The organism is Streptacidiphilus jeojiense (assembly GCF_000719095.1).
Lineage (GTDB): Bacteria > Actinomycetota > Actinomycetes > Streptomycetales > Streptomycetaceae > Streptacidiphilus > Streptacidiphilus jeojiensis.
The window spans coordinates 107841-121481 of the sequence record NZ_JOEH01000020.1 but is presented as its reverse complement, the minus strand read 5'-3'; the positions used below and the strand labels follow the sequence as shown (position 1 = coordinate 121481).

Sequence of the window (13641 nt, the reverse complement as noted above, 5' to 3'; positions counted from 1 at the left end):
TCAGCCAGGGGGGCTCGTCACCGAAGGAGTCAGGTCAGCCCATGAGCGCATCCGAGTTCGTCTACCAGATCTACATCCGGACCACGCCGGCCCACCTCTACCAGGCACTGACCGACGCCGAGGCGGCCCAGCAGTACTTCGGCGGCTGGGGGCCGAAGTCCGACTGGCAGGTCGGCTCCCCGGTGCTCTGGAAGATGGGTCCCGACGGGGACTACCAGGATCTGGACCAGCACGTCATCGCCGCCGACCCCGGCCGCACACTCGCCTACAGCTGGCACCGGGTGCTGCCGATGCACCGTGAACTCTTCGCCTCGGAGCAGGAGTTCGAGGCGGCCCACACCGAGAAGTCACAGGTCCGCTTCGACATCGAACCGGCCGAGGTCCCCGCGCTCGGCGTCCGGCTGACGCTCACCCACGACGGCTTCGACACCCCGGAGAGCACCATGCTGGCGGGGATCAGCAGTGGCTGGGTGATGATCCTCTCCTCGCTCAAGACCATGCTGGAGGACGCCGAGCGCAGCTCCCGCGACTAGCGGATCGGCAGCCCCGACAGGGTCCGCGCGATGACCAGGCGCTGGATCTCGCTGGTGCCCTCGAAGATGGTGAAGATGGCGCTGTCGCGGTGCATCCGCTCGACCGGGTACTCGCGGGTGAATCCGTTGCCGCCGAGGATCTGGATGGCCTGGGCGGTGACCCACTTGGCCGTCTCGCCCGCGTAGAGCTTGGACATCGAGCCCTCGGCCGAGGTGAACGGCTTGTTGTTGCTCGCCATCCAGGAGGCGCGCCAGACCAGCAGCCGGGCGGCGTCGATACGGGTGCGCATGTCGGCGAGGGCGAAGGCGATGCCCTGGTTGTCGATGATCGGACGGCCGAACTGCTCACGGGTCTTGGCGTAGTCCAGCGCCACCTCGTAGGCGGCCCTGGCCACGCCCACGGCCTGGGCGCCGACGGCCGGGCGGGAGGCCTCGAAGGTGGCCATGGCGGCGTTCTTCACCTTCTCGGTGCGCTCGCCGCGGGCCGCGGCGGCGGCGCGTTCGCGCGCCCGGGCCAGCCGCTCGTCCAGCTTGTCCTTGCCGCCGAGCAGGCAGTCGCCGGGGATCCGGACGTTGTCCAGCACCACCTCGGCGGTGTGCGAGGCGCGGATGCCGTGCTTCTTGAACTTCTGACCCTGGCTCAGCCCGGGGGTGTTCGGCGGGACCACGAAGGATGCCTGGCCGCGGGCGCCCAGCGCGGGGTCGACCGAGGCGACCACGACGTGGACGTGGGCGATGCCGCCGTTGGTCGCCCAGGTCTTGGTGCCGTTGAGCACCCACTCGTCCTTGGCCTCGTCGTAGACCGCGCGGGTGCGCATCGCCGCAACGTCCGAGCCGGCGTCCGGCTCGGAGGAGCAGAACGCGGCGACCTTGACGTCGTCCGGGGTGCCGAACATCTGCGGGGCCCACAGCCCGACCTGCTCCGGCGTCCCGTTGGCGACCACGCCGATCGCGGCCAGGCCGCTGCCGACCAGGGACAGGCCTATGCCGGCGTCGCCCCAGAACAGCTCCTCCATGGCGATCGGGATGCCGAGGCCGGTGGGGTCGAAGGACTGGGTGGCGAAGAAGTCCAGCGAGTAGATGCCGACCTTGGCGGCCTCCTGGATGACCGGCCAGGGCGTCTCCTCGCGCTCGTCCCACTCGGCGGCGGCCGGACGGATCACATCGGCGGCGAAGCCGTGCAGCCAGTCGCGGACGGCGATCTGGTCGTCGTTCAGGTCGAGGGTGAAGTTGGACATGATGCGTTGCTCCCGGGCAGGTCGGGCGTGGTTTTCATACGTTTTGGGCCGAGCTGGTGTTACCTTCGGTAACTGACTGCCCAGTCTGTTACCGACGAGTAAGGAATGTCAAGGAATGCCGACCGCCGACCGCCGCAGCGAACTCCTGGACGCCGCCGACCGCGTGGTGCGCCGGGACGGGCCCCGGGCCAGCATGAACACCATCGCCGCGGAGGCCGGGATCACCAAGCCGATCCTGTACCGGCACTTCGGCGACAAGAACGGGCTCTACCGGGCCCTGGCCGAGCGGCACACCGCGGGGCTGCTGGAGGCGGTGCGGGCGGCACTGGCGCTGCCGCTGGAGCGGCGGGACCGGGTCGAGGCGGTCATCGACACCTACCTCGCGGCGATCGAGGCACGGCCGCAGGTGTACCGCTTCCTGGTGCACCCCGACCCGGCGGCGGACGGGCTGTCGCCGGCGGGGCCGCTGGCGCCGGCGCTGCGGATGATCGCGGACGAGCTGACCCTGGCGGTGCGGGAGCAGGTGGATCTCGGGCCGGACAGCGGGGTGCTGGCCGCGGCGTGGGGGCAGGCGATCACCGGGATGGTGCTGGCGGGGGGTGACTGGTGGCTGGAGACCCGGCCGTTTCCGCGGGAGCGGATGGTGCAGACGCTGGCTGATCTGTTGTGGGGGCGGCTGGCTGCCGCCGGCGAGAGGCCTACGGCGGGGAGCCACTGAAGTGGGTGGTGACGGTTTGTTCGGAGATCCGCATTGGGGGTGGTTGTTCGCGCAGTTCCCCGCGCCCCTTAGGTGTGCGGGTGGTACCAGTCGGCGGAGCGGGCTTTGCGTCTGGCGGTGGTGGCTCGCAGGCCGGTGAGGCGGTCCAGGAAGACTGTGCCGTCGAGGTGGTCGGTCTCGTGTTGGAGGCAGCGGGCGAAGAAGCCGGTGCCCTCGAGTTCGAGGTCCGCGCCGGTGAGGTCCTGACCCCGGACCAGGGCGCGGTCCCAGCGCGGGGTCCCGGCCCGCAGGCCGGGGAGCGAGAGGCAGCCCTCCTCGCCGCGGACCTCCACGCCGTCCGCCTCGACCAGGACCGGGTTGACCAGGTGTCCCAGATGGCGGACATCGTCGTCGTCCGGGCAGTCGAAGACGAACACCCGCAGACCCACCCCGATCTGATTGGCCGCCAGGCCCACACCGTCCGCCGCGTACATGGTGGCGAAGAGGTCCTCGACCAGCCGTTCGAGCTGGTCGTCGAAGGTGGTGACGGTGGCACAGGGGGTGCGCAGCACCGGCTCGGCCCAGGGAATGACGGGGTGCACGGTGCCGTTGCTGCCGGGGATGCGGGGACGCGTTCGAGCCATGAGCAGGAGCCTAGGCGTGATGCTGCTGCTTGGCGGAATCGGCCTTGCCGGTAGGCTGAGCGCGTCTGTACACAGGAGGAGAGCGACCACGATGCCAGCGAACCCCGAGCCGGCCGGGCCCTCGGCCACGCTGCCCCCGCGCGCCAAGCTCGCCGTGACGGCGGGCAAGGTCGCCGCTGCGGTCTCGCGTACGGCCGGACGCGGCAGCGGTTCCGTGATCGGTGGGAAGGTCGCCCTGCGGCTCGACCCCGACCTGCTGCGCAGCCTGGCCGAGAACCTGGACGTGGTGCTGGTCTCCGCCACCAACGGCAAGACCACCACGACCCGGCTGATCGCCGAGGCGCTGAAGGCGGCCGGGCCCGTGGTGTCCAACGCGCTGGGCGCCAACATGCCGGCCGGGATCACCTCGGCGCTGGCCGACGGCAGCGACGCCCGCTTCGGTGTGATCGAGGTCGACGAGAAGTACCTGGTCGGCGTCGCCAAGGACACCGCCCCCAAGGCGATCGCACTGCTCAACCTGTCCCGGGACCAGCTGGACCGGTCCTCGGAGACCCGGATGCTCGCCGAGCGGTGGCGCGAGGGCCTGCAGGGCAGCGAGGCCGTGATCATCGCCAACGCCGACGACCCGCTGGTCACCTGGGCGGCGTCCTCCTGCCGCAAGGTGGTCTGGGTGGCCGCCGGGCAGGCCTACCGCGAGGACGCCTGGTCCTGCCCGAGCTGCGGCGGCGTGATGCAGCGGCCGGGCGAGGACTGGTTCTGCCCGTCCTGCGGCTTCCGCCGCCCGCAGCCGCACTGGGCGCTGCAGGGCGAGCACGTGGTGGACCCGCAGGGGCAGGGCTGGCTGATCCAGCTGCAGCTGCCGGGCCGGGCCAACCTCTCCAACGCGACCAGCTCCGCCGCGGTGGCCGCGGTCTTCGGGGTGCACCCGCAGATCGCGCTGCAACGGATGCAGGCGGTCCAGGCGGTGGCCGGGCGCTACGAGTCGGTGCAGTTCGGCGGCCGCGAGGTGCGGCTGCTGCTGGCGAAGAACCCGGCCGGCTGGCTGGAGACCTTCACCCTGATCGACCAGCCGCCCGCGCCGGTGGTGCTCTCGGTGAACGCGCTGTCGGCCGACGGCACCGACACCTCCTGGCTGTGGGACGTCGACTACGAGCGGCTGGTCGGCCACCCGGTGTTCGTGATGGGCCAGCGCAAGCTGGACCTGGCGGTCCGGCTGGAGGTCGCCGGGGTGCACTTCCAGGTGGTCGAGACGCTGGCGCAGGCCGTCGCCGCGGCGCCGCCCGGACGCATCGAGGCCATCGCCAACTACACCGCGTTCCAGCAGCTGCGCCGCGACGTGCGCGGCTGACGAAGAGGAATCGACTGCCATGAGCGAGAGCGCACTGCGCCTGGTCTGGGTCTACCCGGACCTGCTGAGCACCTACGGCGACCGCGGCAACGTCCTGGTCGTGGAGCGGCGGGCCCGCCAGCGCGGCCTGGAGGTCGCCCGGATCGACGTGCGGTCCGACCAGCCGATCCCGACCAGCGGGGACATCTACCTGCTGGGCGGCGGCGAGGACCGTCCGCAGCGGCTGGCCGGCGAGCGGCTCCGGGCCGACCCGGGGCTGGGCCGGGCGGTGGAGAACGGCGCGATCGTGCTGGGCGTCTGCGCCGGCTACCAGATCATGGGCCACGAGTTCATCGACGACATGGGCCAGCGCACCCCGGGCCTCGGCCTGCTGGACGTGTGGAGCACCCGCGGCGAGGGCGCCCGCAATGTCGGCGACATCCTGGCCGAGCCCGACCCCCGGCTCGGTCTGCCCACCCTGACCGGTTTCGAGAACCACCAGGGCGTCACCCACCTGGGCCAAGGGGTCTCCCCGCTGGCCCGGGTCACCGTCGGCGGCGGCAACGGCACCGGCGACGGAACCGAGGGAGCCTGGCGGGACACCGTCTTCGGCACCTATCTGCACGGTCCGATCCTCGCCCGCAACCCGGGCGTGGCGGATCTGCTGATCAAGCTGGCGCTGGACGTCAGCGCACTGCCGCCGGCCGACAACACCTGGTACGAAGCGCTGCGCGCCGAGCGCATCGCGGCCGTCCAGCAGCCGGCCCAGTAGCAGGGGAAGCGAAGAGTCCGGCGATTCCGCAGTCGCCGGTGCAGCAGCAGCTGCGTGCCGCCCGTCAGGGTGCAGGGCCGCACCCGTCAGGGGCGTGCGGCGCGCAGAGCAGGACCCTCCCCGCGCGGGACGGCGAAGGAGCCGACCCGCGTCCGCTCCAGCCTGGCCGGAGGCTGGTGGGCGGTATCATCTCGATGGGGTAAATAGTCCGATTTGCCACACCTTCATACAGGTGAAACGTTCACGTTGATCCCGCGTGGGCCGACCCCTGTACGGTGGCGGGTTGTCGGGCGCTGAAGTCCGGTCGTTCCGGTTCTGCTCGGGAGTTGTAAAGCGATGCGTATTGGTGTGCTGACCAGCGGCGGAGACTGCCCCGGTCTGAACGCCGTGATCCGCTCCGTGGTCCACCGCGGCGTGGTCGACCACGGCGACGAGATCATCGGCTTCGAGGACGGCTGGAAGGGCCTGCTGGAGGGCCAGCACCGCGAGCTGACCCTGGACTCCGTCAGCGGCATCCTGGCCCAGGGCGGGACCATCCTCGGCTCGACCCGGGTGCAGCCCAGCCATCTGCGCGACGGCGTCGCCCGGGCGAAGGCCTACTGCGAGGAGATCGGCCTCGACGGCATCATCCCGATCGGCGGTGAGGGCACCCTCAAGGCGGCCCGGCTGCTGTCCGACGGCGGACTGCCGATCGTGGGCGTGCCCAAGACCATCGACAACGACATCGCCTGCACCGATGTCACCTTCGGCTTCGACACCGCGGTCTCGGTGGCCACCGAGGCGCTGGACCGGCTGAAGACCACCGCCGAGTCGCACCAGCGGGTCATGGTGGTGGAGCTGATGGGCCGCCACACCGGCTGGATCGCGCTGCACGCGGGCATGGCGGCGGGCGCGCACGCCATCATCGTGCCCGAGCGCCCCTTCAACATCGACCGGGTCACCGCGGTGGTGCGCGAGCGCTTCGAGCGCGGCAAGAAGTTCGCCATCGTGGTCTGCGCCGAGGGCGCCAAGCCGGAGCCGGGCACCATGCACTGGGAGGAGGGCAGCGTGGACATCTACGGCCACGAGCGCTTCACCGGTGTCGCCACCCAGCTGTCCATGGAGCTGGAGCACCGGCTGGGCAAGGAGGCCAAGCCGGTGATCCTCGGCCACGTCCAGCGCGGCGGCACCCCCACCGCCTACGACCGGGTGCTGGCCACCCGCTTCGGCTGGCACGCCGTCGAGGCCGTGCACAAGGGCGCCTTCGGGCACATCACCGCGCTGCAGGGGACCCAGATCAACCTGGTGCCGCTGGCGGAGGCGGTCGCCGACCTGAAGACCGTCCCGGCGGAGCGCTACGCCGAGGCCGAGACCGTCATCTGACGCACCGCCGCACCGCCTCGAGGGCCCCCGTCCGGAATGCCGGACGGGGGCCCTCCGCTTAGCGTGGCCCCATGGAGATCCTTGCCTACGGCGTGCAGGCCGACGAGAAGCCGCTGATCGAGAAGGCCTTCGCGGGCCGCCACCCGGTGCACTGCCTGGAGGTCTTCCTCAACGCCGACACCGCCCCGCTGGCGGCCGGCCACGAGGTGATCAGCACCAGCGTCAACGCCAGCCTGGACGCCTCAGCACTGCGGATCCTGGCCGCCGGCGGGACCAGGATGATCGCCCAGCGGTCCACCGGCTTCAACAACATCGACCTGGCCGTCGCCGCCGACCTGGGCCTGACCGTCGCCAGGGTCTCCTACTACTCCCCCTACTCGGTCGCCGAGTTCGCCTGGACCCTGGCCATGGCGGTGAACCGGCGGATCACCCGGGCGGCGCTGCGGACCCGGGAGTTCGACTTCCGGCTGGACGGCCTGATGGGCCGGGACATCCACGGGATGACCGTCGGCGTGATCGGCACCGGCAAGATCGGCGAGTGCTTCAGCCGGATCGCCCACGGCTTCGGCACCACCCTGCTGGGCTGGGACATCGCCGAGAACCCGGCCTGCGTCGAGCTGGGCATGGACTACGTCCCGATGGAGCAGCTGCTGGCCCGCTCCGACCTGATCAGCCTGCACGTCCCGCTGCTGCCGGACACCCACCACCTGATCGACGACAGCGCGCTGGCCCGGATGAAGCCCGACGCACTGCTGATCAACTCCAGCCGCGGCGGGCTGGTCGACACCGCCGCCTTGGTCGAGTCGCTGCGCTCGGGCCACCTCGGCGGGGTGGGGCTGGACGTGTACGAGGAGGAGACCGGGCTGTTCTTCTTCGACCGCTCGCTGGAGGTGGTCACCGACGACACCCTGGCCCGGCTGATGACCTTCCCCCAGGTCCTGGTCACCTCGCACCAGGCCTACTTCACCCGGACGGCGGTCTCCCAGATCATCGACACCACGCTGGCCAACGTCGAGGACTTCCTGGCCGGGCGCACCAGCGAGAACACCCTGATCCCGCGCGCTGAGGGGTAGTCAGCACGGGGGGCGGGTCCGAAGGACAAAAGGGACAGTCCTACCCTGGTCGGGTAGCACAGCGGCTTGCGGTTGTGCGCCACGACCAGGAAAGCAGGACAGCAGATGGGCGACATGCCGGGAATGCCGGGCATGGGGCACGACCTCCCGCCGCTGACCCTCGGCCGGGCACTGGCCCTCGACCCGTCCGCGGACTGGCCCTTCGTGGTCGGCTGCGCGCTGATGCTGGGTCTGTACCTGGCCGGGGTGGTGCGGTTGCGCCGCCGCGGCGACAGCTGGCCGCTGGGCCGCACCGTCGCCTGGGTGCTGGGCACGCTCACCGTCGCCGTGGTCACCTGCACCCGGCTGGACGCCTACGGGATGCAGCTGCTGAGCGCGCACATGCTGCAGCACATGGTGCTCTCCATGCTGTCGCCGATCATCCTGCTGCTGGGCGCGCCGATCACGCTGGCGCTGCGGGCGCTGCCCGCGGCCAAGGGGCCGTTCTCGCCGCGCGACCTGCTGGTGTCGCTGCTGCACTCGCGCTACGTGAAGGTGGTCTCGCACCCGGCCTTCACCATCCCGCTGTTCATCGCCAGCCTCTACGGGCTCTACTTCACCCCGCTGTTCGACTTCCTGATGCGCTCCCAGGCCGGGCACACCCTGATGATGGTCCACTTCCTGGGCGTGGGACTGCTGTTCTTCTGGCCGATCATGGGCGTCGACCCGGGGCCGCACCGCCCCGGGCACCTGATGCGGATGCTGGAGCTCTTCATCGGCATGCCGTTCCACGCCTTCTTCGGCGTGGCCGTGATGATGGCCTCCGGGCTGATGGTGACCTCGTACGCGCACCCGATGGCCTCGCTGCACGTGGACCCGCTCACCGACCAGCACCTGGCCGGCGGGCTCGCCTGGGCGTTCAGCGAGATCCCGACCTTCATCGTGCTGATCGCGCTGACCTTCCAGTGGGCCAAGTCGGAGGAGCGGGTCTCGCGCCGCAAGGACCGCACCGCGGACCGCGACGGCGACGCCGAGCTGAACGCCTACAACGCCTACCTGGCCTCGCTGGAGCGGCGCTCGGCCTGACGCTCGGCCTGAGCGGCCATTCCGGAGAGGATGACGTCCAGGCCGAAGTCGAACCGCTCGTCGCCCACGCTCCGGGTCAGCTCGGGGATCATCGAGAGCAGCTCCGGATAGCGATCCCGGGGCAGTGAGGCGAAGTAGGTCCGGATGCTGTCCATGTACTCCTCCTCGTGGGAGGGGCGGGTCTCCGACGCGGCGCGCTGGCTCTGCTCGAAGGCGGAGGACACCACGTACAGCGCCAGCAGGTCGACCCCGTAGGCGACCACCTGGTCGGGCAGGCCGCCGGCTCGCAGCAGGGCGACCAGCGTCTCGGCCGCGTCGAGCTGGTGCGGCAGCGTGGGGATGTTGGCGACCAGGTTGGCCTTGGACAGGTCGCTGTGCGCGAGCATGTTGTTCTTGGACTGCCGCAGGAAGTCCTTGACCTGCTGCTGCCACTGCGCCGGGTCGGGCTCCGGGTGCACCAGGTCCGCGGCGACCCGGTCCAGCAGCAGCTCCACCAGCTGCTCCTTGCCGCCGACGTGCGCGTAGAGCGAGGCCGGCCCGGTGTTCAGCTCCTGGGCGATGCGCCGCATGCTCAGCGCGTCCAGGCCCTCGGCGTCGACGATGCCGAGGGCGACCTCGACGATCGCCTCACGGCTGAGCGAGCGGCGCCTGGTGGCGCGCTGGTCCACGTCCTCCCAGACGCCCGGCCGGCCGTGCCTCGCACCTGCGGTCATCCGGAACTCCTCACCTGCACGCTGATCGGTTGTCTCTCGCCCTGAGCTTAGTTGACACGAACGCTGTTCGCTAGTAGAACGGTGTTCGTCAAAGGAACACTGTTCGTCAGATCGAACGGTGTTCGCGCCATCGTCTCGTCCAGGGGGACCCATGACCGCCGACTCGTCCACCAGCACCGGCACCACCGCACCGGCCGAACCCGAACCCGAACCCGGTCCGCTGCCACCCGGCTACCGCTGGCGCTGGTGGATCCTCGGCACCGTCCTGGTGGCCGAGGTGATGGACCTGCTCGACACCACCATCGTCAGCATCGCCTCCCCCGCCATCCAGCGGGACTTCGGCGGCGGCACCTCCCAGATCCAGTGGATCAGCGCCGCCTACACCCTCACCTTCGCGGTGCTGCTGATCACCGGCGCCAGGCTCGGCGACCTGGTCGGCCGCAAGCGGATGTTCCTGATCGGGACCGCCGGCTTCACCTTCTTCTCCGCGCTGTGCGCGGTGGCCTCCGGCTCCGGGATGCTGATCGGCTCACGGGCCGCGCAGGGCGCCTTCGCGGCGATGATGATCCCTCAGGGGCTCGGCATCATGCGCGAGGTGTTCCCGCCCAAGGAGGTCGGCGGCGCCTTCGCCGCCTTCGGCCCGGTGATGGGGCTGTCCTCGGTGATCGGCCCGATCCTCGGCGGCTTCCTGGTCACCGCCGACCTGCTGGGCACCGGCTGGCGAATGATCTTCCTGATCAACATCCCGCTGGGGATCGCCGCCCTGGTCCTGGGCTCCCGGATGTTCCCGAGGAACACCCGCACCCCCGGCGCGACCCGGCTGGACCTGCCCGGCGTGCTCCTGCTCAGCGCGGCCTTCCTGCTGCTGGTCTACCCGCTGGTGCAGGGCCGCGACCTGGGCTGGCCGGTCTGGACCTACCTCTCCATGGCCGCCTCGGTGCCGCTGCTCGCGGTCTTCGCCCTCTACCAGCGCCGGGTCCGGGCCGGCGGCGGCTCACCGCTGGTCGAGCCCGGCCTGTTCCGCAACCGCGCCTTCACCTCGGCGCTCGGCGTGGGCATCTTCTTCTTCGCCGCCATGTCCGGACTGATGCTCACGCTGACCCTGGCGATGCAGCTCGGCCAGGGCTGGACCGCGATGCACGCCGGAGCCACGATGATCCCGCTCTCGCTCGGCATCGCCGTCGGGGCCGGACTGTCCGGGGCGGTGCTCGGGCCCAGGTACGGACGCCGGGTGCTGCACGCCGGCATGGCCGTGATGACGGTCGGCGTGCTCGGCCTGTGGGCCTCGTACGCCCACTGGGGCCTGCAGATCAGCAGTTGGGACCTGATCGCCGGGCTCGCGGTCACCGGTCTGGGCATGGGGCTGCTGATGGCGCCGTTCTTTGACATCGCCCTGGCCGGGGTCACCGACCAGCAGGCGGGTTCGGCCGCCGGCGTCCTCAACGCCGTTCAGCAGCTGGGCGGTTCGATCGGTGTCGCGGCGCTGGGCACCGGCTTCTTCAGCTGGGCCGCGAGCAGCGGCTTCGTCCACGCCACCGGCTGGACCCTCGGCCTGACCGCGGCCGGTCTGGTGGTCTCGGCGGCGCTCGGCTTCGGACTGCCCAGGATGGCCCGGCCGGAGCCGGCCGGGCACTGACCGGCGCCCCGCCTGCAACGGACGGCGCCGCCCGGGTCCACCAGGACCGGGGCGGCGCCTTCGTCCGTGCTCAGAGCATCAGGGCAGGTAGTACATCGGGTTGGGGATCTTGTAGGTCTGGTCCGAGTAGCCACCGGAGAGGTCGCTGTACTGGTCCCCGAAGTTGGCCACGATGTCGTAGCCCAGGCTCTCGATGTAGGCCCGGGTCTGCGACTTGTACTGGATCGTGGTGCAGGCCGGGGTCCCGCCGGTCGCGGTGGAGCAGCCGGAGATGTACGACGGCGTCGTGACCTTGTTCTTGAGGAAGAAGTTCGACGTGGTCGCGGCCGGGAAGCCGACGGCGGCGAGGTTGGCGGCGGAGGCGTCCCGCTGCGTCTCCGGGCGGCCGGTGATGTAGAAGACCTTGTAGCCCTGCTTCTCCGCCCAGGTCGCCAGGGTGTTCATGCCGAAGACGGCCGGCATGGTCTTGGTGGCGATGTAGTTGGCGTTGCTGGTGGCGTTGTAGACGAAGGTCGTCTCGATCTCGTAGTTGTACGTCGACAGTGAGGTGTCGTCGACGTCCAGGACGATGGCCTTCTTCCCGGAGCGGTCGTGCTTGATCTTGTCGGCGAGGTACTTCTCGGCCTTGGCCTCGATGCCGCCGACCTGGATCGCGTAGTTGCTGGACGGGGAGGCCCAGTGCTCGCCGTTGGCGTCCACGGTGTCGCCGTAGTACGCCTCGATGTTCGCGACCTCGGTGGTCATGTTGGTGATCTGCTTGTCGGTCCTCGGCGCCGAGGTGTCGGCGATGGCGAACCCGCCGCCGGCGACGACCGCTCCGCCCACCACACCGACCGCGAGGGTCACCAGGGTCTTCGAGTGTCTGTTCAACACGCTTGCGCGCATGTAGGGCCGCTCCTTCTGCCGCTGTTGAGGTGGAAGTGACGGTAGGGGCCGCAAGGGGGCTGGTCAAGGGGTGTCTATGCGCATCGTCTACGCGCGATGAATCGTTAACCGGAAGGAAATTGACGGATCATCGTCGAACCTCCGGTTCGGCCCTGGTCAGCGTGGTGTGTTCATCTCCGGATCACCCGGGCCACGGCCGCGCGACAGTCCGGGTTCGGCAACGGCTGTGAGGGTGCGGGGAGTTCCGGGCGTCCCGCCGGGCTCCGGTTCACCCCGCCTCCCCGCTCCGAAGGACCGCTCCCCATGAAGCGCAGCGTCTCCTGCAGCACCGCACTCGCCGTGACCCTGGCCGTCGCCGCCGTCACCCTCGGCGGAGGCAGCGCCTCGGCCCAGGGCCTGGGCACGGGCCACGCCGCGCCGTCCCGGCAGCACAACTACACCACCAAGACGCCGTACGCCCCGCAGGAGAGCCTGAGCCGCTACCAGTCCGCACCGCGCGGCTTCACCCCGGTCTTCACCGAGAACGTGGCCCGGCACGGCTCGCGGGCGATGACCGACAGCAGCGACGGGGACGCGGTGCTGGCGGTGCTCGCGAGCGCGCAGGCCCAGGGCGCGCTGACCCGGCTCGGCGCCCGGCTGGCGCCGCAGGTGCAGTCGCTGCTCGCCGGCGCCTCCGCGATCGGCTACGGCAACCTCTCCGGACGGGGCGTGCAGGAGCAGCAGCAGACCGCGCTGCGGATGGAGCAGCGGCTCCCCTCGCTGTTCGCCACCATCGTCGCCGAGAAGGAGCCGATCGAGGTCGAGACCTCGGGCGTGGCCCGCGCCATCGCCAGCGCCAATGCCTTCACCAGCGGCCTGACCGGCGGCGATCCCGCGCTGGCCGGCCTGATCCAGGCACCGGTCACCAACAAGGACCTGCTGTACTTCCACAAGCAGCCGCAGAACGCCGACTACCAGGCCTACCTGGCGAGCGACCCGGAACTGGCCGCGGTGATCGCCGAGATCGACGGCGAGCCCGGCACCGCCAGGGCCGCCGCCGACGTCGTCTCACGGCTGTTCAGCAAGGACTTCGCGGCCGCGATGTCCGCCGACGACCGGACCTCCTTCTCCCGTTCGCTGTACGAGCTCTACAGCGCCGCACCCGACCTGGCGGTGGAGGCCCCGGGCGTCGACCTCGACGCCTTCCTGCCCACAGCGGACGCCGACTGGTTCGCCTACCTCGACGACGCCGAGGAGTTCTACCAGAAGGGCCCGGCCTTCCAGGGGCGCACCATCACCTACGACATGGCGAACGTCCTGCTGACCGACCTGTTCACGCAGGTCGAGGACAAGGCCGACGGCAGCAGCGACAAGGGCGCGGTGCTGCGCTTCACCCACGCCGAGGAGATCGAGCCGCTGGCCGTGCTGCTGGGCCTGCCCGGCAGCACCAAGGCCGCGTCGGCGACCCTGGAGCACCCCTACAGCTACGGCGACAACCCCTGGCGCGGCGCGACCGTCGCCCCGATGGCGGCGAACGTGCAGTGGGACCTGTACCGCAAGGGCAGCCGGTACCTGGTCCGGATGCTCTACAACGAGAAGGAGACGGCCTTCAAGCCGTCCTGCAAGCCGGTGGCCAGGGGCAGCTACTTCTACGACCTGAACGAGCTGGAGAGCTGTTTCGATCGCGGCTGACCGGGGCCGGGGCCCGATGGCCGAT

The 13641-nt window shown here is 70.6% G+C and carries 13 protein-coding genes; 9 read left to right on the top strand and 4 right to left on the bottom strand.

Translation table 11 applies throughout. From position 1 onward, the window contains the following. Nucleotides 1-41 precede the first annotated feature (41 nt). A complete protein-coding gene (locus IF29_RS0125970) occupies nt 42-533 on the top strand; it encodes an SRPBCC family protein (RefSeq protein WP_063757601.1) in 492 nt (163 codons plus the stop codon). Here the strand turns inward: IF29_RS0125970 and IF29_RS0125965 are convergent. Further along, nucleotides 530-1771 carry an acyl-CoA dehydrogenase family protein gene (locus IF29_RS0125965; protein ID WP_030259559.1) on the bottom strand — a complete coding sequence of 414 codons (1242 nt, stop codon included), beginning with the start codon at nt 1769-1771 and terminating at the stop codon, nt 530-532. The two genes, IF29_RS0125970 and IF29_RS0125965, sit on opposite strands and share 4 nt — an antisense overlap. 115 nt (nt 1772-1886) lie before the next feature. Here IF29_RS0125965 and IF29_RS0125960 point away from each other — a divergent pair, with 115 nt between their 5' ends. Continuing rightward, nucleotides 1887-2489 carry a TetR/AcrR family transcriptional regulator gene (locus IF29_RS0125960; protein ID WP_030259557.1) on the top strand — a complete coding sequence of 201 codons (603 nt, stop codon included), beginning with the start codon at nt 1887-1889 and terminating at the stop codon, nt 2487-2489. A gap of 68 nt (nt 2490-2557) precedes the next feature. On the opposite strand, the gene def is transcribed toward IF29_RS0125960, so the two are convergent. Then, nucleotides 2558-3112: a peptide deformylase gene (gene def / locus IF29_RS0125955; RefSeq protein ID WP_030259555.1), complete on the bottom strand. Its 555-nt coding sequence runs from the start codon at nt 3110-3112 to the stop codon at nt 2558-2560. 91 nt (nt 3113-3203) lie between these two features. Here def and IF29_RS0125950 point away from each other — a divergent pair, with 91 nt between their 5' ends. From IF29_RS0125950 to IF29_RS0125930, 5 genes are all read left to right on the top strand, one after another. Further along, nucleotides 3204-4460 (top strand): MurT ligase domain-containing protein, encoded by a 1257-nt coding sequence (locus IF29_RS0125950; protein WP_030259553.1) that lies wholly within the window; start codon nt 3204-3206, stop codon nt 4458-4460. Nucleotides 4461-4479: 19 nt separating this feature from the next. Further along, nucleotides 4480-5211 carry a type 1 glutamine amidotransferase gene (locus tag IF29_RS0125945; protein WP_030259550.1) on the top strand — a complete coding sequence of 244 codons (732 nt, stop codon included), beginning with the start codon at nt 4480-4482 and terminating at the stop codon, nt 5209-5211. 336 nt (nt 5212-5547) lie between these two features. Continuing rightward, nucleotides 5548-6573 carry a 6-phosphofructokinase gene (locus IF29_RS0125940; protein ID WP_030259547.1) on the top strand — a complete coding sequence of 342 codons (1026 nt, stop codon included), beginning with the start codon at nt 5548-5550 and terminating at the stop codon, nt 6571-6573. Nucleotides 6574-6644: 71 nt separating this feature from the next. Then, complete coding sequence (locus IF29_RS0125935) at nt 6645-7646, top strand: 2-hydroxyacid dehydrogenase (RefSeq protein ID WP_030259545.1); 1002 nt, start codon at nt 6645-6647, stop codon at nt 7644-7646. A 105-nt stretch (nt 7647-7751) separates the two neighbouring features. Then, nucleotides 7752-8711, top strand: coding sequence for a cytochrome c oxidase assembly protein (locus IF29_RS0125930; RefSeq protein ID WP_232242432.1), 960 nt, complete (start codon nt 7752-7754; stop codon nt 8709-8711). Here the strand turns inward: IF29_RS0125930 and IF29_RS0125925 are convergent. Then, nucleotides 8678-9424 carry a TetR/AcrR family transcriptional regulator gene (locus IF29_RS0125925; RefSeq protein WP_051726003.1) on the bottom strand — a complete coding sequence of 249 codons (747 nt, stop codon included), beginning with the start codon at nt 9422-9424 and terminating at the stop codon, nt 8678-8680. The two genes, IF29_RS0125930 and IF29_RS0125925, sit on opposite strands and share 34 nt — an antisense overlap. Before the next feature lie 151 nt (nt 9425-9575). On the opposite strand from IF29_RS0125925, the gene IF29_RS0125920 reads away from it, so the two are divergent. Continuing rightward, nucleotides 9576-11060 carry an MFS transporter gene (locus IF29_RS0125920; protein WP_084714953.1) on the top strand — a complete coding sequence of 495 codons (1485 nt, stop codon included), beginning with the start codon at nt 9576-9578 and terminating at the stop codon, nt 11058-11060. 78 nt (nt 11061-11138) lie between these two features. Here the strand turns inward: IF29_RS0125920 and IF29_RS0125915 are convergent, their stop codons facing one another. Then, the gene (locus tag IF29_RS0125915; protein WP_030259535.1) at nt 11139-11945 is read right to left on the bottom strand and encodes an HAD family acid phosphatase; all 807 of its coding nucleotides are present in this window, start codon (nt 11943-11945) and stop codon (nt 11139-11141) included. A 303-nt stretch (nt 11946-12248) separates the two neighbouring features. On the opposite strand from IF29_RS0125915, the gene IF29_RS0125910 reads away from it, so the two are divergent. Beyond that, complete coding sequence (locus IF29_RS0125910) at nt 12249-13616, top strand: histidine-type phosphatase (RefSeq protein ID WP_030259532.1); 1368 nt, start codon at nt 12249-12251, stop codon at nt 13614-13616. The last annotated feature ends 25 nt before the right edge of the window (nt 13617-13641 follow it).